The organism is Streptomyces sp. NPDC102467, assembly GCF_044765445.1.
Taxonomy (GTDB): domain Bacteria; phylum Actinomycetota; class Actinomycetes; order Streptomycetales; family Streptomycetaceae; genus Streptomyces.
On sequence record NZ_JBIWKA010000006.1, the window covers coordinates 473,181 to 494,957 of the forward strand.

The 21,777-nt window shown below is 70.5% G+C and carries 18 protein-coding genes; 15 read left to right on the forward strand and 3 right to left on the reverse strand.

The window, feature by feature from the left end; translation table 11 throughout:
* Positions 1–46 precede the first annotated feature (46 nt).
* The 11 genes from ACIREE_RS15190 (at position 47) to ACIREE_RS15240 (ending at position 14,602) form a co-directional block, all read left to right on the forward strand.
* Positions 47–568 (forward strand): NUDIX hydrolase, encoded by a 522-nt coding sequence (locus tag ACIREE_RS15190; protein WP_404151148.1) that lies wholly within the window; start codon positions 47–49, stop codon positions 566–568.
* Positions 569–602: 34 nt separating this feature from the next.
* Positions 603–1,382, forward strand: a complete 780-nt coding sequence (locus ACIREE_RS15195; protein ID WP_404151150.1) for a transketolase — start codon at positions 603–605, stop codon at positions 1,380–1,382.
* Positions 1,379–3,142, forward strand: coding sequence for a transketolase C-terminal domain-containing protein (locus tag ACIREE_RS15200; RefSeq protein ID WP_404151152.1), 1,764 nt, complete (start codon positions 1,379–1,381; stop codon positions 3,140–3,142). Before ACIREE_RS15195 ends, ACIREE_RS15200 begins: the two co-directional genes overlap by 4 nt.
* Complete coding sequence (locus tag ACIREE_RS15205; RefSeq protein WP_404151154.1) at positions 3,139–3,993, forward strand: phytanoyl-CoA dioxygenase family protein; 855 nt, start codon at positions 3,139–3,141, stop codon at positions 3,991–3,993. The genes ACIREE_RS15200 and ACIREE_RS15205 overlap by 4 nt, the downstream gene beginning before the upstream one ends.
* A gap of 311 nt (positions 3,994–4,304) precedes the next feature.
* Entirely contained in the window at positions 4,305–5,750 is a 1,446-nt protein-coding gene (locus tag ACIREE_RS15210) for a condensation domain-containing protein (RefSeq protein ID WP_404151155.1), read from the forward strand.
* A 2-nt stretch (positions 5,751–5,752) separates the two neighbouring features.
* Complete coding sequence (locus tag ACIREE_RS15215; RefSeq protein WP_404151244.1) at positions 5,753–8,116, forward strand: peptidase domain-containing ABC transporter; 2,364 nt, start codon at positions 5,753–5,755, stop codon at positions 8,114–8,116.
* Complete coding sequence (locus ACIREE_RS15220; protein ID WP_404151157.1) at positions 8,113–9,645, forward strand: class I adenylate-forming enzyme family protein; 1,533 nt, start codon at positions 8,113–8,115, stop codon at positions 9,643–9,645. The genes ACIREE_RS15215 and ACIREE_RS15220 overlap by 4 nt, the downstream gene beginning before the upstream one ends.
* Positions 9,642–10,946 (forward strand): type III PLP-dependent enzyme, encoded by a 1,305-nt coding sequence (locus ACIREE_RS15225; protein ID WP_404151159.1) that lies wholly within the window; start codon positions 9,642–9,644, stop codon positions 10,944–10,946. Before ACIREE_RS15220 ends, ACIREE_RS15225 begins: the two co-directional genes overlap by 4 nt.
* Positions 10,939–12,201 carry an acyl-CoA dehydrogenase family protein gene (locus ACIREE_RS15230; protein ID WP_404151160.1) on the forward strand — a complete coding sequence of 421 codons (1,263 nt, stop codon included), beginning with the start codon at positions 10,939–10,941 and terminating at the stop codon, positions 12,199–12,201. The genes ACIREE_RS15225 and ACIREE_RS15230 overlap by 8 nt, the downstream gene beginning before the upstream one ends.
* A gap of 71 nt (positions 12,202–12,272) precedes the next feature.
* Positions 12,273–13,526, forward strand: a complete 1,254-nt coding sequence (locus ACIREE_RS15235) for a hypothetical protein (RefSeq protein ID WP_404151162.1) — start codon at positions 12,273–12,275, stop codon at positions 13,524–13,526.
* Complete coding sequence (locus ACIREE_RS15240; protein WP_404151164.1) at positions 13,523–14,602, forward strand: nucleotidyltransferase family protein; 1,080 nt, start codon at positions 13,523–13,525, stop codon at positions 14,600–14,602. Before ACIREE_RS15235 ends, ACIREE_RS15240 begins: the two co-directional genes overlap by 4 nt.
* A 44-nt stretch (positions 14,603–14,646) precedes the next feature.
* Here the strand turns inward: ACIREE_RS15240 and ACIREE_RS15245 are convergent, their stop codons facing one another.
* The gene (locus ACIREE_RS15245) at positions 14,647–15,135 is read right to left on the reverse strand and encodes a cytidine deaminase family protein (RefSeq protein WP_404151166.1); all 489 of its coding nucleotides are present in this window, start codon (positions 15,133–15,135) and stop codon (positions 14,647–14,649) included.
* 108 nt (positions 15,136–15,243) lie between these two features.
* Positions 15,244–16,044 carry a class I SAM-dependent methyltransferase gene (locus ACIREE_RS15250; protein WP_404151168.1) on the reverse strand — a complete coding sequence of 267 codons (801 nt, stop codon included), beginning with the start codon at positions 16,042–16,044 and terminating at the stop codon, positions 15,244–15,246.
* A 234-nt stretch (positions 16,045–16,278) separates the two neighbouring features.
* On the opposite strand from ACIREE_RS15250, the gene ACIREE_RS15255 reads away from it, so the two are divergent.
* From ACIREE_RS15255 to ACIREE_RS15270, 4 genes are all read left to right on the forward strand, one after another.
* Positions 16,279–17,478 carry a YcaO-like family protein gene (locus ACIREE_RS15255; protein ID WP_404151170.1) on the forward strand — a complete coding sequence of 400 codons (1,200 nt, stop codon included), beginning with the start codon at positions 16,279–16,281 and terminating at the stop codon, positions 17,476–17,478.
* Positions 17,479–17,516: 38 nt separating this feature from the next.
* Positions 17,517–18,944 carry a TfuA-like protein gene (locus tag ACIREE_RS15260; RefSeq protein ID WP_404151171.1) on the forward strand — a complete coding sequence of 476 codons (1,428 nt, stop codon included), beginning with the start codon at positions 17,517–17,519 and terminating at the stop codon, positions 18,942–18,944.
* Positions 18,945–19,199: 255 nt separating this feature from the next.
* The gene (locus tag ACIREE_RS15265; RefSeq protein WP_404151173.1) at positions 19,200–19,499 is read left to right on the forward strand and encodes a hypothetical protein; all 300 of its coding nucleotides are present in this window, start codon (positions 19,200–19,202) and stop codon (positions 19,497–19,499) included.
* Between the two features lie 303 nt (positions 19,500–19,802).
* The gene (locus ACIREE_RS15270) at positions 19,803–20,363 is read left to right on the forward strand and encodes a hypothetical protein (RefSeq protein WP_404151175.1); all 561 of its coding nucleotides are present in this window, start codon (positions 19,803–19,805) and stop codon (positions 20,361–20,363) included.
* A 23-nt stretch (positions 20,364–20,386) separates the two neighbouring features.
* Here the strand turns inward: ACIREE_RS15270 and ACIREE_RS15275 are convergent, their stop codons facing one another.
* Positions 20,387–21,439 (reverse strand): LuxR C-terminal-related transcriptional regulator, encoded by a 1,053-nt coding sequence (locus tag ACIREE_RS15275; RefSeq protein ID WP_404151177.1) that lies wholly within the window; start codon positions 21,437–21,439, stop codon positions 20,387–20,389.
* Between the last annotated feature and the right edge of the window lie 338 nt (positions 21,440–21,777).

Below are 21,777 nucleotides of genomic sequence, written 5' to 3' on the forward strand. Positions count from 1 at the left end.
CCCACGGGGCGTGATCGTCAGGTTTTTGAAGGAAAGGAACTCGAAAATGCACGAGAGAACAGCGCATGAAGCACACGCCGAGCCCACTGAAGCGGACCTCGTCCTGCGGCCCACGGTGCGGGTGCTCCTGGTCGACGAGGCCGACCGTCTGCTGCTCTTCTCCAGCCAGGACGAGAGCGACGGGCACACGTTCTGGTACCCGGTCGGTGGCGGCGTGGAGGCCGGTGAGACCTATGAGCAGGCCGGAGCGCGCGAGGTCGCCGAGGAGACCGGGCTGACCGGGCTCGTCCCCGAGACGGAGGTGTGGCGGCGCCGCAAGACCGGGTCCATGGGGGGCGTCGCCTACCTCTTCCATGAGCGCTACTACCTGGCCCGCGTCCCCGCCTTCGACATCAGCACCGACGGCTTCACCGAGAACGAACGCACCTCCATCGTCGGCCACCGCTGGTGGTCGCTGGACGAACTCGCCGCGACAGCGGACCGGTTGGTCCCGGACGACTTGCACCCGAGGCTCGTCGACCTGCTCACCGACGGCGCGCCCGCCGAGCCGATCGACCTGGTCCCCTGACCGATCGGACCCGAACCGTACAGAAAGGAATGGTGTGATCACTCCACAGGACATCCGGCGCTCGATGATCAAGATGGTCGCGCGGGCCGAAAGCGCGCACATCGGCGGGAATCTCTCGGCGGTGGAGATCGTGCACACCCTCTACTCGAGGGTGCTCGACGTCGACCCCGCCCGCCCCGACTGGGAGGGCCGGGACCGGTTCGTGTGCAAGGGCACCGCGTCGGCGGTGCTCTACACCGTCCTCGCCGACCGCGGGTTCTTCCCCGCCGAGCGGCTGGCCGCCTACAAGGCCGACGGCGGCCTGTTCCCGGTCACGGAACGCTCGGAACTGCTGCCGGGCGTCGAGGCTTCCACCACGTCCATGGGACGCAGCCTTTCCCTGGGTATCGGCATGGCGCTGGCGGCGCAGTCGATGGACCGCCCGTACCAGGTGTATGTCCTGGCCGGTGACGGTGAGTGCCAGGAAGGCCAGATGTGGGAGGCGGCGACGCTGGCCCCCGCGCTGGGACTGGACAATCTCACGCTCATCGTCGATCACAACGGCTTCCAGGCGTTCTCGTCGTCCGAGACCCTGATGCCCCGTTCCGGTGCTTCCGGGCGTTTCGCGGCCTTCGGCTGGGACGTCCACGACGTCGACGGACACGACGGCGACGCGCTCGCGGACGTCCTGCTGCGGCCCAAACAGGGTCCTCGCTGCGTGGTCGCCCACACGGTCAAAGGGAAGGGACTGACATTCATGGAGAACGACGTGTCCTGGCACGGTCGGAGGATCACCAGACCCGAACTCGCGCAAGCCCTGCGGGAGTTGCGGTGAGCGCCCCGGCGATGCCCGCGGCCGGCGTCATCGAGGAGGAGGGGGTCAGCCGGCTGTTCGGGCGTTTCATCACCGACCGGGCCGCGGTGGACGAGGACCTGTACTACATCACCGCGGACAGCATGTCCGAGTCGGATCCCTTCCCCCAGCGGTATCCGGAGCGCTTCGTCAACGTGGGGATGGCCGAGCAGAACGCCGTGTCCATCGGCTCCGGCCTTGCCCAGTCCGGCAAGAACGTCTACCTGTCGAACATCAGCACGTTCCTGCTGTACAGGCCGTTCGACCAGATCCGGCTGGACGCGGCCCACGCGAACGCGCGGTTGCGGCTGATCGGCACCAGCGCCGGCTTCAGCCGGGCGATGTACGGCAACGCCCACATCTCCATCGAGGACATCGCGGTCCTGCGTGCCCTGCCCAACATGACCGTGGTCGCGCCGGGTGATCGCACCGAACTCCTCGATCTGCTGGCCGAGATCGACCGGTTGCCGGGGCCCGCCTACATCCGCCTGCCGATGGAGAGCACGGTGCTGCCCGTCCTGCATCCGCAGGGCACCCGTATCCGGCTCGGCCGCTCCGCGGTGCTGCGTGAGGGCGATCTCGGCACCCTGATCGCCACCGGTCACGTTCTGGAGCAGGCGGTCGCCTGGGTCGACGAGTGGCGCCGCAAGGGCTTTGCCGTACGGCTCGTCAGCATGCCTTCCATCAAGCCGCTGGACACGGCGCGGGTGGAGGAACTCGTCGCGGAGGGACGCCCCGTCGCCACGTTCGAGGAGCACTCGGTGATCGGGGGCCTGGGCAGCGCGGTCGCCGAGACGATCGCGGAAGCGGGAGGCGGTATGCCCTTCCGCCGCGTCGGGCTGCCCGATCGCTACCCCGGGAGGCCCGGGAGCGCGGAGTACCTCAAACAGGTCCTCGATGTTCCCGGTTCCGAGCAGGTGCTGGCCTGGTTCCTGTCCGCGTCGGGCGCCCGGCGGCCGAGCCCCGTGAAGGCCGCCGCTCTGGTCGACAATCTCTACTACGACGGGGCGGTGTACGACCAGCGCTATGCCGACTACGCCGATGACGTGCCGTTCTGGCGCGATCTCGCCCGCCGGCACGGTCCCGATGTCCTCGAACTGGCCGCCGGTACCGGCCGGATCAGTATTCCGCTGGCAGAAGACGGACACGACGTCACGGGAATCGACGTCGCCCCTGCCATGCTGCGCGAGGCCGAGCGCAAGCGGAACCCCGGGCTGCCCCTGAAGCTGCACGAGGCCGACATGCGCGACTTCGACCTGGGCCGGCGTTTCCACCTGGTCCTGCTGCCGTGCAGCTCGATCAGTCACCTGCTGAACGACAGCGACATCGCCGCCTGTCTGGCGCGGGTGCGCGAACACCTCGTCGACGACGGCGTCTTCGCCCTCGACATGGTGAACCCGGCAGCCACCCTGACGGCCGAGGCGGACGGCCGGTGGCGCCCCGCCTTCCAGTACCGCGACCCGCGCAGTGGCCAGGCCGTCGAAGTGAGCCGGGCCCGGCACTACGACCCGGTCAGCCAGGTCCTGGTGGACGAGATGGAGTACCGCAGGGACGGCGTCGAACACGTCGAGCGGGTGACCAGGCACAGCCGGATGCTCGCCCTGGAACAGGTCGAACGGCTGTTGGCCGAGGGCGGGTTCACCGTGACCCAGCGGTACGGGGGCTTCGCCGGCGAGCCGTGGACCGCCACCTCGCGGCACCTGGTTCTCGTGTGCGCCAAGAACAAGGAGGAGAGCCGATGACCAGTACACAGGCGGACGCCTTCCGAAGGGACGGATTCGTCCGTGTCCCCGGCCTGTTCTCCCCCGCCGAGGTGGCGCCGGCCCTGGCCGCCCTCGAGGAGCTCAGGGACACCGTCCTGGCCGGTCCCGAGAAGCATGCCGTCCGCTACAGCTCGCGCCCGCCGGGCCCGATCGACGTGTGGGGTGTCAGCCACATCATGACTCCCGAGCTGTACGACGACCGGCTCGCCGAGGTTCTCGCCCATCCGGGCCTGCTGGGCTTCGTGCAGGAGGTGTTGGGCCCGCGCCTGCGGTTCTGGACGGCGCACGCGCTGTGGTCACCCGAGGCGGTGGACTACGAGCTGAGCTGGCACAAGGACAACGAGGAGCACGAGCACTACGAGGCGTCGGGCCGGCCCACCCATGTCCAGTTCAACGTCTGTCTCACCGCGGACGACGCCTTTCGTGTGGTGCCCGGTTCGCACCGCAGGCCTCTCACCGACGCCGAGCGCGAGGAGATCGGCCGTCTGGGCAGCGGAGAGCTGCCGGGAGAGGTACGGGTGCCGTGCGAAGCGGGCGACGTCCTCTTCTTCAACCACCACGCGGTGCACCGGGGTTCCTGCGAGAACGGCGGCCCCCGCCGGACGCTCCACATGAACCTCCAGGCCGCGGACGAGCCGGCGGGCGGCCAGACGTCGTGGAAATTCATGCGCGAGCCCGGCTACCTCGAAACGGTCCATCCGACGCTGCGTGAAATGATGCGCCGCACCATCGAGTGGGACGACGCGCACCCCATCTCCCGTACCGAGGCAATGCGCCGGCTGAGGTCCAAGCGGAATATTCTGGCGCGCGACGCGAAGGTCGCTCAATAAGTCGCATATTCCGGTCCACGTGTCACGAACTTGCGTGACTGGAATGGTCCGACGCCGCGCTGATATTTTCTTTCTGCGCCCCGGAATTACCGTCACTCGAACTGTGACGTGGATGTTGTTCCGGTGAACTCCGAAACAACATCATTGCCCGGGGATTCCTTCACAACAAAGGAGTAGGCATATGGAGAATGTTTCATTCGAGACCGTCGAAATCGACGCTCTCACGGACGAGGAGCTCGACGAGATCGTCGGCGGCACGGCACCCGTCATCGCCGCCGGGTGCATCTGAGCTCGCTGAGCAAACCCGTTGAGTGAGCACGGTGGCCGGGGAGGGCGCTGCGCGCCCGTCCCGGCCACCGTCGCGTCCGGAGCATGTACGGAAAGGCAGCCCAGTGACCCAGCAGCGAACCGGCGCCGTGTCGGAGCTCTCCTACGCTCAGGAGCACGAGTACGGGCGGCAGCAGGAGAAGCGGCAGCCCATGAAGGTCGTTCAGCTCGCCGAGCGGATCGAGGGCCCGCTGGACGTGCGGGCCCTGCACCGCGCTCTGTCGGCGCTGGTGAGCATGCACGAGACCCTGCGGCTGCGCGTGGGCAAGGCCTCCGACGGACGGCCCGTGCAGTGGCTCGCCGACGCGCCCCCGCCCGACGGCCTGCTCGACGCCCGTCGGATCAAGGCCCGTTCACCGGAGCAGTTCGGGACGTACTTGGCCGGGGTTCGCGCCCAAGCCCTCTCGGAGCCCTTCGACCTGACGAGCCGGCCTCCCTTCCGTTTCCGTCTCTTCCGCTACTCCGAGCAGTTGCACGCGTTCACCGCCGATCTGCCGACGCTGACCGCCGATCTCGCCAGCCGGTCCCTCTTCCGCGACCGGCTGTGGGAGGCCTACGGCGCGGCGCTGGCGGGCCAGGACTACGTGAGTGATGCCGAGGGGGACGGGCTGCTCGCCGCGATCGGGCAGGCCCGTGAGAAGCACGCCCAGCGCTCCGCCACGGTCGAGCACCGCTACTGGTCCCGGAAATTCGAGACCATGGCCGCGCTGTCCGACAACCCCCTGGAAGATTCCGGGAGTAGAGCTGACGCCCCCTCCGACGGCCCGGCGCCTCCCGCGATCACACGTTTTTCGTTCATTCCCGGCCCGGCTGTCGCTTCCCTTCAGCGAAGCTGCCGGGAGGCCAAAGTGACGCTCTTCCAGTTTGCGCTCGCCCATTTCGCCCGCACGTTTTTCCTGCACACGACGCACTCCGGTCTTTCGATGACCCTTCCACTGGATGCACGGAGCGCCGGGGAACGGACCATCATGGGAAAATTCTCACGGGGTCTTCCGATTCTCATCGAACGCTCCGACGACATCACGACGCTTCTTCGCCGGATCGGCTCCGAACTGATGCAGACGATGCGTCATCAGCACATCTCGTACGCCGACCTGTACCGGGCGCAGAACCTGCCGGGCCGGGCGGGCGGCGGTCTTCGCGAGGCCATAGTCCGCTACACCCTGCATGCAGAGCGTTTCGTGGACGCCGGTCCCGGCGGGCTGCGTATCACACACAACGCTTTCGCCCCGCGTGTCAGCTACACCTGCGACGGCATCAGTTTCATCGTCAATGAATTCCGCCAGGTCGTGACGTTCGTCCTCTGTTTCGATCCCCGTGAGTTCTCGGTGGCGCAGGCGGACCGCTTCACGGCGGACCTGAACACGGCGCTCGGCGCCGTCGCCCGCTCGGAATCGCCGTGGGCCGTCTTCCCGGGAGACCCCTCGTGACCATGTCCCCGTCCTCCCCGTCCCGGCCGGCGTCGCCCCAGAACGGGGACGGCACACCCGCGGCGGACACCCCGTCACCGGCCTCGGCGTCCCGTTCCGGCCCGCTGCGTTACCGCCGCCAGGCGGTCAAGGCACGCGGCGGATCCAGGGAGTGCGGCCAGGCACTGGAGACCGGCCGACTGCTGAGCCGTCCGCTCCTGGTGCGGCGGCTGGCCGAAAGGTGGCTGCCCTCGCGCGATCGACGGCGCGTGCCGGTGCGGCTCCAGGCGCAGACCAGCGACTGCGGTGCGGCCAGCCTCTCCATGGTGCTGGCCCTGCACGGCGTCGACGTGCCGGTGCGGGACCTGCGGGATGCCACCGCCACCGGCAGGGACGGCGTCTCCGCCCGCCGGCTCCTGGACGCCGCCCGCGGGTACGGGTTCGAGGGGCGGGGCGTGCGGGTGCCGTTGCAGCGGCTGCACGATCTGCCCACCGGCGCCATCCTGTTCTGGAACTTCGACCACTTCGTGGTGCTGGAGCGGGTCAGCGGGCAGTGGGTCTACCTCGTCGACCCGCAGCACGGCCGCAGGCGGCTGCCGCTGGAGCAGGTCGGAGACTCGTTCACCGGTGTGGCGCTGGTCCTGACCCCGCCGCTGAAGAATCCCTCCGCGGGGCCGTCCCCGAAGCGCCCGGCCGGAACCGACCGGCCCTGGCGCTATCTGCGGCTGTTCCTTCCCAGAACGCGTCGCTGGACGCCCTTCGTGGTGTGCTCGCTGCTGCTGCTCGGCTTCAACCTCGCCACCCCGCTGGCCACGAACTACGTGGTGGAGAACGTGGCGCCGGGGCACGCCCTCGGCCACCTGGAGTTCCTCGCCGTCGGGCTTGCCTGCCTCGTCGGCCTCGACTTCGTCCTGCAGTTCGTCCGCTCCGCGGCGTTCCTCGCCATCCAGACGCTGGTCGACGAGACGGTGACCCTGGGCATCGTGCACCGACTGTTCGCGCTGCCGTACGGGTTTTTCACCAGCCGCAGTCCGGGTGATCTCCAGCAGCGGGTACGGACCAGCTCGACCGTGCGGCAGACACTCTCCGCCACCGCCTTCGCCAGTGTCTTCGACGGGTTGCTGATCCTCGTCTACATGGCCCTGCTGCTGATCGCCGATCCGCTGCTCGCCGCCTTCGTCATCGTGTTGGCGCTCCTCCAGGTCGCGCTCGTGGCCCTGTTCTGGCGGCGCCAGGGGTACGCGGGCGCCGACGCCTTGGAGGCGCAGGCGCGGGCGGACGGGGAATTGACCGAACTTCTGGAAGGCATGGGAACCCTGAAGTCGGCCGGTCTGGAAGCCGTGGCCGGCCGCCGGTGGAGCCAGACCCTCGCCGAGGAGCTGAACACCCGGCTGCGGAGTCGGCGTCTGGCGGCCCTGGCGTCGAGCCTGAGCATCGCTCTGCAGGTCGGTGCTCCGCTGCTCATCCTGGTCGCTGGTTCGGTTCGCATCTCGCAGGGCGGGATCTCCGAAGGCAGGGTGCTGGGCTTCAGCGTGCTGGCCATGGGTCTGTTGGTGCCGCTCGCCAACCTTGCCCAGGTCTGCCTGCAGACGTCGGCGCTGGGCGCGTCCCTCTCCCGGCTGAGCGACATCCTGGAGTCCCCGGCGGAGCGTATGCCCGGCGCGGCGGGGCCTCGCGAGGCGGGCGATCTCGCGGTGGAGCACGTCTCTTTCGCCTACCAGGGCGGTCCTGCGGTGCTCGCCGACGTCTCGTTCGACGTGCCGCCCGGCAGCTTCACCACGCTCATCGGGGCGTCGGGCTCGGGCAAGTCGACCTGCGGGCTGCTGCTGGCCGGTCTGTACGCCCCCACCGCGGGCCGGGTGCTGGCCGGCGGTCAGGACCTCGCCTCGGTCGACACCGCCGAATACCGCCGCGCCATCGCCTTCGTCGCCCAGGACGCACGGCTGTTCGGCGCCAGCATCCGCGACAACATCGCCTGGGGCGGCACCGACGTCTCGGATGCGGACGTGGAGGAGGCGGCCCGGGTGGCGGGCATCCACGAGGACGTGGCGGCCATGCCCATGGGCTACCAGACCCTCCTCGCCCCGGGCGGCGGCGGGCTCTCGGGCGGCCAGCGGCAGCGAGTGGTGCTGGCTCGTGCGCTGGTACGCAGACCGCGGCTGCTCATCCTCGACGAGGCGACCAGCGCGCTCGATCCGGTGGTCGAGCGGGAGGTGTTCCGCCGCCTGACCGCGCTGGACTGCACCCTGGTGGTGATCGCCCACCGGCTGACCGCGGTGGAGGATGCCGACCAGGTGGTGGTGCTGGAGAAGGGCCGCGTCGTGCAGCACGGCCGGCACCGCGATCTCATGGCCGCCGACGGCCCGTACCGGGAGCTGGCCTCGTGAGCGCCGCGGCCGGAAGGTCCACGACGCCGCAGGCCGACGACCGACTCGCGGGTGCGGGCGAGGCCGTGCCGGACGTGGTGGCGCTGCTCGACGGAGCGGCCGGACGCTTCGGGGCACGTCCCGGTGTCACCGACCACGCGGGCAGTTGGACCTGGCGCCGGCTCCAGGCCGCGAGTCGTCGCGTCGCCGGTGCTCTGCTGGCCCTGGGGGTCGCCCCGGGCGACCGGGTGCTGGTGGTGCTGCCGCCCGGCCGTCAGTTCGCGGCAGTGCTCTTCGGCGCGATGCGCGTCGGCGCCGCCGTCGTACCGGCAGGCGGCTCCGCCTCGCCGTTCGAACTGGACTGGGTGCTGACCGATGCCGAGCCCCGTGTGCTCGTGTCGGACCGCGCCGAACTCACCGCCCTCGCCGAGCGCGTGGGAGCAAGGGCCATCACCCCGGCGGAGCTGCTGGACGGGCCGGTGGCCGAGCCGGTGGCGGTCCCTGCCGACGGCACGGCCCTGCTGCTGTACACCTCGGGCTCCACCGGCCGCCCGAAGGGCATCGTCTGCCCGCACCGGGCGGTCACCTTCGCCGCCGGGGCGATCTTTAGGCGGCTGGACTACCGCCCGGACGACGTGGTGTTCACCCGGCTCCCGCTCTCCTTCGACTACGGGCTCTACCAGATCTTCCTCTGCGCCCTCGCGGGGGCCGAACTGGTGCTGCCGCAGGGCACCGCCTCGTCCCGTGAGCTGGTGGCGCTGCGCGCGGCCGGGGCCACCGTCGTGCCGGTCGTCCCCACGTACGCCGCCATGCTGGCGCGGCTCGCGGCCCGCGACCAACGCCCGCTGCCGGTCCGTCTGTTCACCAACACCGGTGCCGCGCTGGTCGGTCAGGACGTCGAACGGTTGCGCGGCGCCTTTCCCGGTGCGGCGGTGGTCTGCATGTACGGCATGAGCGAGTGCAAGCGGATCACCGTCGCCGACCCCGACGAGGACCTCGCCCACCCGGCGACCGTGGGCCGGGCCCTGCCCGGCACCCGCCTATGGGTGGTGGACTCTTCCGGGACGCCCCTGCCGCCCGGCGAGAGCGGGGAGATCGTGGCGGCGGGCTCCCACGTGATGGCCGGCTACTGGAGGGCCGAGGAGCAGAGCGCCCGGCGTTTCCGCCCGGCGCCGGACGGCGACGGGCCGGCCGTTTTCACGGGCGATCACGGCTGCCTCGACGCCGAGGGGCGGCTCTACTTCGCCGGTCGCGCGGACGACCTGTTCAAACGGCGCGGCTGGCGCATGGGCACTCAGGAACTGGAGCTCGCGATGCTCGACATACCCGGCGTGCGGGCCGCGGCAGCGGTCCCGCCCGCCCCGGACGGCACCCTGACCGTGTGGGCGGTCACCGACCTCGCGCCGGAGCGGGTGCTGAGCGGTCTCTTCGAGCGCCTCGGCGCCGCCCGTACCCCCGACCGGTGCGTCGTCGTCGCCGACCTGCCGCGCACCGCGCACGGCAAGGTCGACCGGGCCGCACTGCCCCGGCCGGAAGGGGCCGCGCGATGAGCCGCGACACGGCCGTCCTGGCCGACGGCGTTCCGCGTCCCTTGGACCACGCCGGGCTGCACGCCCTCGCGGAGCGTTTCGGCACCCCCGCCTACGTCTACGACCTGGCCGCCCTGCGCGAGGCCGCCACCGCTCTGCGCGCCGACCTGCCCGCCGGGGCCGAGCTGCTGTACTCGGTGAAGGCCAATCCGCATCCGCTGGTCATCCGTGAACTCGCCGCGTGCGGCCTGCGCACCGAGATCAGCTCGCTGGGCGAGCTGGCGGCGGTGCGCAGCGCCGGCGCCCGGATCGAGGGTGTCCTGTACACGGGGCCGGGCAAGACGCCCGGTGAGCTGCGCAGCGCGCTCGGTGCCGGTGTCCGGCAGTTCTCCGTCGAGTCGCTCGCCGACCGCGACCGGCTGGCCAGGGCCTGCCGGGACACCGGAACGCAGGCGGAGTATCTGGTGCGGCTCAACGGGCCGCGCGGCAGCCGCGGCGGGTCGCTGCGGATGACCGGCCGGCCGACGGCCTTCGGCACCGACTGGCGGGCGCGGGACGACCTGGCCGCGCTGTTCACCTCGGCCGGGCCCGCCCGGCCGATCGGCACCCACACCTTCTCGGCCACCAACGTCGAGGACCCGCAGGCGCTGGCCGTCGAACTCCGGCAGGCGCTGGCCACCTCGGCCGAGGTGGCCCGGAGCGCCGGCTTCGTGCCGGAACTCCTCGACCTCGGCGGGGGCTTTCCCGCACCGATGGCACAGCCGGGCCCACTTCGGCGGTTTCCCGCCCTGGCGGGGACGCTCGCGGCCGCTCTCGACGCGCACTTCCCCGGCCGTGGCCAGGATGGTGGACCGCGTGTGGCCTTCGAGACGGGCCGTCATCTGACCGCGGCCGCCGGCACGCTGCTCACCACGGTCGTCGACGTCAAACGGTCCGGGGACCGGACCTTCGTGGTCCTGGACGCGGGCGTCAACGTCCTGGGCGGGATGTCAGGGCTGGGCCGTCTCATGGCTCCCCGGACGGTGCCGGTGCCCGTCCTGCCCGCTGAGGGAGCCGGGCCGGGTGGGGCGGGCACGGTGCGGGTGAGCCTCGTCGGGCCGCTGTGCACCCCCCTGGACGTGCTCAACCCGGCCGTCGAGCTGACCGATCCGCGGCCCGGCCAGTTGCTGGCCGTGCCCAACACCGGGGCCTACGGACTGACCGCGAGCCTGGTGGGCTTTCTCAGCCGTCCGGCCCCCGTCGAGATCACAGTGGACGGGCCCACATTGGTGGCGGCCCGGCAACTGACGCTTCAGACAACGGAAGTTGACACCAATGACTGATACCGGCCTGCGCGGAGCGCAGCGTCCTTCGGCACCTCGTGAGCGCCGCCCGCAACCCGAGCGGAGCCGGCCCTCGTGCCGCGAGGAGCCCGACACGCTCGCCCGGCTCGTCGAGGTCCTCGCCGAGCACGCCGATGCGGCCGACCATACGGCGGCGTTCCCCGAGGAAAGCGTGGACGCGTTGCGGCGCGCGGGCTATCTCGGCTTCCTGGTCCCCACCGAACACGGGGGGATGGGCCGCGACCTGGCGGGGCTGGTGGAGACCGCCCAGGCCCTCGCGGGGGGCTGTCTGTCGACCGCCATGATCTGGGTGATGCACTGCCAGCAGGTCGACGTCCTGGTGCGGCACGCCGACGCTGATCTGCTGGACCGGCTCCTGCCTGCGGTCGCCCGCGGGGAGCTGTATCTGGCCTCCGTCACCACCGGGCCGGTGACGGGCGGGCATCTGCTGACCGCCGCCGAGCCACTGCGGCGCGTAACGGGCGACGACGCCTCGGAGGCGGACGGCGATCTGTGGCTGGAGCGGACCGCCCCCGTCGTCACCGGGGGCAGCCGGGCCGAGGGCTTCCTCGTCACCATGCGCGCGGCGCAGGACGCGGGCCGGCACTCCGTGTCCCTCGTCTACGCCGACCGGTCGGCCCTGACCGTCGAGTCCACCGGCAGGTGGAACACCCTGGGAATGCGCGGTACCGACAGCGGGCCGCTACGGCTGCGCGGCAGTGTCCCGGCCGACCAGATCGTCGGTACTCCGGGCGGGTTTCGCCGGGTGGCGACCGACAGCATGATTCCGCTCGCCCATCTCGGCTGGAGCGCGTGCTGGCTCGGCGCGGCACGTGGTGCGCTGCGCGGCCTGCTGGCGTGGCTGCGCGACAGTTCCGCGCACGACACGTCGTCCCCGCTGGTCCGGGAGCGCATCGCCCGCGTACGGCTCGAACTGGAGCTGGTCAGTGCCTATCTGGAGCGGATGCGTGAACGGGTCGACGAGGTACGCGCCGCCGGTGGCAGCCTCGACTCCCCAGCCACGCAGATTCAGCTCAACACCCTCAAACTCGCCGCTTCCGAGCTGTCGTTCAGCGCGGTGGACCGCATGGTCCAGCTGGCCGGGCTCTCGGCGGGCTACAGCGCCGAGAGCCCGCTGCGCCTGGAGCGCGCCTTCCGCGACCTGCGGTCGGCCGCCCTCAACTACGCCAACGACCGTCTGCTGACGGCCAACGGTTCCCTCGCGCTGCTCGACCGGAAGGTGGGGCTGCTGTGAACGGGCCACACGCGGTACCGGACTTCCCTTGGACACCCTCCCCTGCTGGGGGCGCCGGCCTGCCTCTCACCTTGTCGTGGTTCGACCTGCGGCTGGAGGTGGTCACCGGCCTCGACGGCGTCCGCGCCGAGATCGCGGCGCAGCACGAGGTTCTGGACGCCGCCGGCGGGTCCCGCACGGACCGCCGGGTGACGCTGGTCATCGACCCCGGCCTTGTTGAGCGCGTCCGCTCGGGCGGCACCGAACGGCCGTCCGCTTCGGTGGAGTCGTTCGCCGGATGGTGGTACGAGACCTGGCCGGGCGAGGGCGGAGGGCGGGTACTGGCCTCCGGCGAGGGCCAGGAGTGGGACCACGTCCTGCTCACCGAGGACTTCCTTTCCTGGACGGTGGTCGGCACGACAGTGGACGGAGCCGCTGTCGCCGTGGGCCGGCTGCTGCGCGAGCTGATCCGTGAGGACCTGGTACGGCGGGGAGCGCTGATGTTCCATGCCGGGGCCGCCGTGCTGCCCGGCGGCCGGGCCGTGATGCTGCCCGGCGACGCCGGAGCGGGCAAGACCTCGTCGGCCGTCCGGGTGGCCGAGGCGGGCGGCCAGGTCGTCGCCACCGACCGTCTGCTCCTGCTGCCGCCGGGTGGCGCGGGCGGTTCGGGCGGCTGGTGGATGGTCGGCCTGCCGTCCACCACCCGGCTCGGTGCCGGGGCGGTGGCGGCACTCGGGCTGGCCCCCCGGCTCGCGGGCGAAGCCGCCTTGGGACGGTCCAGGCCCGACTGGCTGGCGTCGCTGGCCCGCTCCGGCGTGCTGAACGAGGCCTCCCGGAGCGCCGGCAAGCTGTCGCTCAGCAACAGGGACGTGCGCACCCTGGTGGGCGGCGGCTTCCTCAGCGCCGCCCCGCTCGACCAGATCGTCGTGCTGCGGGCGCAGGACATCGCCCGGCCGGAGGCGACCCACTTCGCCGATCCGCTCGCCGCGGTCGAGGCCCATTTGCTCGTGCCCGACCCCGCGTACCGGACACACTGGCTCGCCGCCCGGCCCTTCCGGGAGGATGCGGCCGCCGCGCGCCGGGCACTGGGCCGACTCGTCGCGGACGTGCCCGTGCGGCAGCTGAGTTGGAGCCCCGCGCGGCACTGTGACGGCGCGACGGCTTCGCTGCTCGGCGCGGTCGTGGAGACCACATACCCGGGCGGCGATCGTTCCTCCGGTGATCTCACGCTGCCGCCCGCCGTCGCCTTCGCCGCCGACGGCTGGGCCGGCGGCTTTCGTCAGAGCGTCCACCAGCGGCCCGCGGAGCGTCCGCCGGGCACCACGTCCTCGTGGAGGAACGAGTGACCACCTCATCGACACACGCGCCGGCCCCCGCGGCCGGCAGGACAACGCGACACTTTCCGCTGGAAGGCGATGTGCGGGCCGTGCTGCTGGCGGTGGCCGAGCATCAGGGACTCGACCATGCGCCGGACGGCGTCGCGGACCTGCTGCGCCGGCCCGGTTTCGACCACGGGCGGCTGATCGAGCACGCTCTGCGGCACAAGCTCGGCGCGGCGCTCTCCGACTATGTGCACCGGCACGGACTGCGCCGCTCGTTCCCCGTCCAGCTGCGGGTTCCGCTGTTGTCGTTCCTGCAGAGCGCCCGTCACCGGGAGGCCGTGTTGACGGCAGAGGCCGCGCGCGTGTCGCAGGCCGTCGCCGCGGCCGGGATCGATGCCGCCTGGACCAAGGGAGTGGTCGCGCGTGACCGGCTCTATGACGGACGCGCGGTGCGTCAGTTCAACGACATCGACCTGATGATCCGGCCCGAGGACCGGGGCCGGCTGAGCGCCGCGCTGCTCGATGCCGGGTATGCCGCGGAGCGGGTCTGGGACTCGGTCTCGGGCCGCCTGCTGCCCCGGTCCCGTGCCGAGTTGCGCATCTACCAGTTGTCACCGGACCACTTGCCGCACTTCCACCGGATCGGCCCGGACCCGGTCGTACCGGTGTTCGTCCTGGATGTCGCCAACAGTCTCACCTGGCACGGCGCGGAGTGGCAGGTGCCGATGGATGAGGTGCTGGCCGGGCGCCGGAGTCTGACGGTGGGCGGGGTGTCGTTGCCCGCGCTGTCCAGCGCGCATTCCTTCCTGTTCGTGTGCCTGCACCTGTTCCGTGAGGGGTGGGTCGACCGGTTCGCCCGGCTCAAGGGCGCCAATCTGTCCCAGGTGGCCGAGGTGCTGCGGGAGTGGCGCCGGCTCGACGCCGATGAACGCGCGTCGGTCCTCGACGCGGTCGCCGCATACGGCCTTGCCCGCCCGGTGGCGTGGGCCTGCGGGCACACCGACCGGGTCTTCGCGACCTCGCTCACCGAGGAACTCGGTGTGGAGGAGGAGGCCACCGCGGAGTGGCTGGGCGGGAGCGTGGACGGCCTTCTGGGCTGACGCGTGGTTCCGCACGCAGGTGCCCCGCGCTCTCGCGGGGAAGGTCATCGGCAGGCGCGGGCTGTGGGGGAGGGCGGCTCGGTCCGTGCCCGGCGATTCTTGCGGAGCCGGCTCAGGACTTGTGCGCGGCCGGCGTGTTCGGCGAGCGGCAGAAGGTCCTCGATCCGGACGCTCCTGACGCCGTCGGGGGTGGGGAGGAGGACCCGGATGCCGGGATGGTAGTCGAACAGCACCTGGCGGTCCCTGCCGCAAGGGCCGACGGGTCCCCGGCCCGCATCACCCACCGCGACGATCGTGGACAGGTCTCTGGCGCCGGATGCCCGAGCGTGGCCGAGCGCGACGAGTTCCGCGCAGGGGCCACCGGTGAAGTGGTAGACGTTGATTCCGCCGTACACCTTCCCGTCGGCGCCCCTGACGGCGGCGGCCATGGTGTGGGCGCTGACGTCGCCGTCGGAGTGCGCGTCGACGATCTCGCGGGCGAACTCGATGAGTTCGAGGTCGTCGGGGGTCAGTTCTCGGCTGGGAACAGTCATGCGGCCGATGCTAAACAGGACGGCTTCAGGGCCACCATCACGAGTTCTCTTGACACGCCTGGGCGGCACGGCGGTCTCGATGGCGGATGACGCCGGCGGAGTTCCGTGTCAGAGGGCCGTGAACGTGAACTCGAACATGTCGTTCAGTCCCGACCTGAGGTATTCGGCGGATTTCGAGTAGTAGTTCAGGTGCCAGTCCAGCCGCCGTTCACTGACCAGGGAAAGCAATGTGCTCCGGTTGTCGTTCAGGTTTTGGACGAACAGCTCTAGCGTGCGTGCGTAGTCGTCGGCGAGAGACCCGGACGTGCACACATCGAATCCTGCTTTCTGGGCGAATTCGACGATCTCGTCCTTCGACGTCACGCGGAACATCCGGCGTTCGGCCGTCACCGTCAGCATGACCATGACGCCCCCCACTGGAAGCAGGGTGCGGCAGTGCGGCAGGAAGCCCCGCTTGTCCTCGAAGTTCTCGAAGGCGTTGACGCAGACGATGCGATCGACGGGCTCAGAGAACTCCTCCCAACTGCTGAGGCGGAAATCGATGCGCGGGCCGCCGGTTTCCGCATCCCTCTGGCGCGCGTACGCCAGTTGTCCCTCATCCAGCGTGATGCCGATGCAGTGCGCCCCGTACCGCTGGGTCGCGGCCCTGGCGGTCGCGCCCCAGCCGCAGCCGACGTCGAGGACCTTCATGGACGGCTCGATCCGGCAGTGGGACAAGATCGCGTCGGTCTTGGCGCGCTGGGCCTGCTCCAACGAATGGGTGTCGCTCGTGAAATAGCCTGAGCTGTGGTTCAGTTCGGGATCGAGGTGGAGCTTGGCATAGCTGGTTTCCATAGTTCCCTTCCCTTCCGATGGCCGCGGCGGCCGGTCGAAGTCCTTGAAGTGTTCCGGCTGGTTCCGGCCGGCCATGCGCAGCGCACCGCACGCGTCGCTCTCGCTCTCATCCTGGCACCGGCTTCGCCGTTTCATTGCTCCGGGCGGCGAGGGCGGCCGTCACGAGTATTCGGTACTTATGACGCACGCCGGGCTCTGGAAAAATACTCGTCACAGGAGTTGCGGTGTCGTTCTGCACCGATACCCAGCCCCCGACCGGCTCCCGTCGCCCGTACCGTCGAACCCACCCTTGACGAAGGAATCAGCGTGATGGAACTTTCGCTGGACACGATCAAGTCAGCGGCCACGGCGAAAGGGCACCGGCACGGGACGGACCGCCTGGTGCCGCCGCGCGAGACCTTCGAAAAGGTCCGCCCCCATTTCGCCGAGATCGGTCTGACCCGGGTCGCCAACGTGACAGGGCTGGACGTGCTGGGCATACCCGTCGTGCTGTCGGTCCGCCCCAACTCGCGTTCCCTCGCCGTCCACCAGGGCAAGGGCCTCACCCTCGACGCGGCGAGGGCGTCCTGCGTCATGGAGAGCTTGGAGCGGTGGCACGCGGAGAACATGACCCTGCCCCTGCGCCTGGGAACGCCTCGGGAGATGGCGCAGCAGGGGCAGGTGCTGGACCTGGACCGGCACGACCTCTTCCAGAGCCACGACTTCCGCGACCGCAGGCGGCTTTGGGTGGAGGGACGCGAACTGACCGGCGGCGCCGCCGTCTGGGTCCCCTACGACCTCGTCACCATGGACTTCCGCTGTGACGGCTTCGACCTGCTCGCCCACGGCACCGTCCCGCCGTGGGGCAATTCCAACGGGCTGGCCTCCGGCAACCACCCCATGGAGGCCTTGGCCCATGCCCTGTGTGAACTGGTCGAACGCGATACGTTCATCAGGGACTCGATGCGGCCAACTGCCCCGCGGAACACGGTGGACCTCGCCACGGTGGACGATCCCGCCTGCCGACAGGTCCTCGACGTCTTCCTCTCCGCCGGCCTGGAGGTCGCGGTCCGGGACCTGACACCTGATCTGGGCATCCCCACGTTCGAGTGCAGCATCGGGGAGGACCCGAGGACCTCGCACAGTCCGCTCCCTGTCAACACCGGCTGGGGAACGCATCTACGCCGCGAGATAGCGCTCCTGCGGGCCCTCACCGAGGCCGCCCAGACCCGGCTCACCTTCATCTCCGGCGCCCGCGACGATCTGCCCCGCAATGTGTACGACTCGCAGCGCGACAAGCTGCGGCTCACGGCCAAGTGGAACGAGATGCGCAAAAGCAGCGGCACGCGCGCCTTCCACGAGACGCCGAGCCACCCGCACGACACGTTCGAACAGGACGTGCTCAAGATCGTGGACGCGCTGCGCGAGAGGGGGCAGTCGCAGATCGTCGTGGTCGACCTGACCAAGACGCACATCGACATCCCGGTGATGAAGGTGCTCGTCCCGGGCCTGCTGGCCCCGATGGAGTGAGCCGCGGCAAGCACCGTGACCGACCAAGGAGCCATCCAATGACAGCGTTCGTCTTCGTGGGCCCGACCCTGACCGAAGAGGACCGTCCGCGGGACTGGGACGTGGTGTATCTGCCGCCGGTCGAGCAGGGCCACATCCACGCGCTGGTGCGGGACAGACCGACGGCGATCGGCATCATCGACGGCAGGTTCCACGACGTGCCCGCGGTCTGGCACAAGGAGATCCTTGAGGCGCTGCATGCCGGCATACCCGTCTACGGAAGCGCCAGCATGGGGGCGCTGCGCGCCGCCGAACTCGCCCCGTTCGGCATGCGCGGGATCGGCAGGGTCTTCGAGCAGTACCTGGGCGGCGTCCTCGAGGACGACGACGAGGTCACCGTCGCGCACGCCGGTCCGGACGACGGCCACGTACAACTCTCCGACGCGATGGTGAACATACGGGCCACGCTCCACGCGGCGCGCACCCAGAACCTCGTCGGCGACGCCACCCATCAACTCCTCCTGGACCTCGCCAAGGGTACGTACTACCCCCAGCGCAATCTGCGCCTGACCCTCGCGGAAGGCCGCGCGGCCGGGCTGCCGCAGCACGAGATCGACGCACTCTCGGCCTTCGTCGCGGACCACTCGGTCGACCAGAAGAAGTGTGACGCCCTTGCCATGCTCGCCGTCATGCGCAGCGAGCACGGCACGCTCCCCAAGGCCGCAGCGGACTTCCCCCTCCAGCGCAACGCGTTCGTCGAGCGGTCGCACAGCAACGGCCTGGTCCACGACGGGGACGGTGACTTCCTGCGGATCAACGCGATCCTCAACGAGGTCAGGCTGCGCCCCGCCCGTTATCTCCGCCTGCGCCGCAGCGCGCTCGGCGCCATCGTGCCCCACCTGGGCACACCGCCGGCCGACGCGGAGGCCAGGACATCGGCCGCGCTGGCCCGGTTCCGCACGACCCACCGTCTGACAGCGGGTGCGGAGTGGCAGAGCTGGCTGGCCGAGCACGCGTACACGCAAGACGGCTTCACCTCCCTCATCGAGGACGAGGTCCTCGCACGCAGCCACCGCCCCTACGGCGGTGCCCTGAACCTGCCGTTGCTCCGCGCACTGCGCTCGGATGCCGGCTACGGGCCGATCGTGCGCCGCACCCGGGCGAAGAAGCACTTCCTCGAGGCACACGGACTCGCGGACCCGTCCGGCTCCAGCCACGTGGCTGACAAGGAAGTCCTCCGCTGGTACTTCTCCTCGATCGGTACACCGTTCCCCGGTGACATCCACCGGTATGCCACCAGCCTCGACTTCCTGGACGGCTACGAGTTCCTCAAAGCCGTCAGGGACGAGTTCCACTACGAGAGCGGCGACTCGCGGGCACCGTCCGCGCCCCCCGAGACGGCATGCGAGGCGAGGGGAGCCGACGAGGACGACCTCACGCACCACATCTCCAGCGCCGTCTGGCAGGCCGAGTGGTCGGCCCGCTGAATGCCCACAGGGCGGAAGGGGACGCCGTCGGGCGCGGCCGCCGTCTCCACACCCGGCGGCCGAATCGGCTGAGGATCGCAACCGTTCTGCTCAACTTCACACCTTTTGCGGCCCGTTCGTCTTTGCTGCCGAGCAGGTTGGTGAGCACCTGAACCCATGGCGGGCGGGTCACGCACCGGAGAACCTTGAGTCAGCGGGGGTTCCGGCCCGGAAGCCCCGCCCCGCCTCCTCCGCACCACCTCGACAGGAGTCCCAGTGAACGCCAGACGCCCCGTCACCACAGTGATCGCAGCCGCACTGCTCGCCCTCGGCGCCGTGTCCGCCGCGGAGGGCGCGGCCCTTCACTCCGCCGTCGTCGCGGCGACCACCGACGACAGTGGCTGGGGCAGCGTGGAACCCCCCGTGGCCTCGGGCGAGCTGCGTGCGGCCGTCTCGCCGGGCGACAGCGGCTGGGGCAGCGTGGAACCCCCGGAGTCGTTCAGCGAGTTGCGCACCGCCGCCTCGGAAGGCGACAGCGGCTGGGGCAGCGTGGAACCCCCGAAGTCGTTCAGCTAGTTTCGCGCCGCTGTCCCGGGAGACGACAGCAGCTCGGACGGAGGGGGCGGCCGCCGCCACGGACCGACGGCCTCCCCCCGGCCCCACCACCACCCCGGCCCCGTTGCTGCCCGGGAGCGCCCGCGCGGTGTCGCTGAAACTCGTGACTACAAGGACGAACGCGCGAACGCCACAATGCCTTTCACACCGCCGTCGAACGGTGCCGGGACCGGTGGAAACCCGGTGGAGAGCGACCGAAGCGGCAGCCGACTCGACGGAGTCCACGATTGTCCGGCCGGGGGGCCGACCCGAGATCGGAGAGCTGTGCCGAAGCCCCAACGGCTGGAGAAGCCGCTCGATTCGTTCGTCCGGGAGATCGCGCTGTGCGTCGCGACGAACGGAGACAAGGGCCCGGCGCTGTTCTGGCCCGAGAACTTCCACACCCTGCCCGAGCTGCAACGCCTCGCCCGTTCCGTCCGCCCGCCCGGCGGATGGCCCTACGGAGCGGGAACGTGGCTCTCCCCCACGGACGGGCCGCCGCGACGGTCCGGGGCCGTCGGCCCGGAGGCCGAAGGGCTGGCAGCCGCACTCGGCGAACTGCTGGGACTTCTGGTCCGTCCGTCCTACCGGTTCCTGCCGTCCGCGGCGGTCGGCGCACGGCAGGCGTCGCGCACGGCCGAGTACATGGTGACGGTGCTGGACGGCGCGTGCCGGTGCCGGGTCACGCGGGATGCCGATGCCGCGGGTGGACCCCCCAGTGACGCCGTGGATCTGCGCCTGCGCGCGGGCGGGACACTCTTCGTGCCCCGCGACCACGCCTACGACCTCCTCGATGTCCACACCCCGACGGTCCTCATGGAACTCGTCCTGAGCGAAACCGACTGACTGGCGATGTTCCTGATGTGCCGTCAGTGCGCGCTTCGGAGGTCCTCGCTGCCGGAGCCCGGGTCGTCGTCGCCGAGCAACCCCTGGGTGGCGACGGCGAATCCGGCCTGGAAGCGGCTCTCCGCGCCCAGCGTCTGCATGATGTCCGCGATGTGCTTGCGGGTGGTCCGCAGCGACATGCCCAGGCGGCGGGCGATCGTCTCGTCCTTCCGTCCGGTGGCCAGCAGCCGGAGGATGGTGCGGTCCAGGTCCTTGGCCACGACCTCCAGTCCGTCGGTGGCCGCGTCGGAGAACGGCTGCGCCTCCGTCCACGCCTGCTCGAACAGTTCGCACAGGAAGTGCACGACCGACGGCTCACGGATCGCGACGGCCCCCCACGTTCCGCGGTGGTCTGGCAAGAAGGCCAGGGTGCGGTCGAAGACGATCATCCGGCCGCAGAGTTGGTGGGCGGTGCGGTACTCGGCACCGAGGGCGCTGGCCAGAGCCACGTACGCCTGACTCGGGCTGTTGAAGCGCGCGGTGTGGTGGTAGAGGGTGCGGATCCGCACGCCACGCGCAAGCACGTCACTGTCTCTGGCCAGAGCGTCCTTGAGTACCTCGGGGGCGCGTGTGCCACCGGGCTGGACGGTGATCATCTCCTCGCGGCACGTCTCGGCGGCCCGGTCCAGGGCGGCCCGTACCTCGCTCAGAGCGGGGATGGTCTCCAGGGTGGCGGGGGCGCCGCGCAACCCTTCCTCGTAGTGCGACGACAGCTGGACGAACTGGTCACGCAGGGCCCGTAAGGATATCTCCTGCTCGCGGATGGCCCGCTCCACCGGCGCCGAGGCCACCGCCGCGGCCAGGTGCGGGTCGACCGCTCTGAGTACTCCGTGGCCCTCCGTGTCCCGCTGGAGCAGGCCCAGTTGGAGGAGGGAGTCGACGGCGCCGGTCACCTGTGCCTCGCTCAGCGCCAGTTCCGCTGCCGTCCGGGCCGGATCGAACTGCCGGTGGAGGGCAAGCTGCCGGTAGACGGCCACCTCCTCGGGGCCGAGCTTGTGGCCGACACCGATCGTGGGATCTTCAGCCTGCTGCCTCACAGTCGTCCCCTGCCTGTGACGAACAACGTGGGAACACAGGAAACTCGCGTGGCCCCATGCGAAACGGGGAATCGATTCTTCACAGACTTGAGGGTCCTCTCCTGTGGATACGCACCGGTTCCGGGGATTGTGTGCGACGAGGGCGCCCACTGCGCTGGGACCGCGAGGATCTCTCGCTCCTTCGCATCGGTCACCCGTTCCGACACTCCACCGAACCCGCCCGGCCGGCGTTCGCACGCCGCCGATTCATGCTGATGATGCCCCCAAAATGTGACCGGTGCGTAGCTGGGCGGGAAATACCATAGCGTCCGAATCGAAGCGGAGACACGACGGGCATG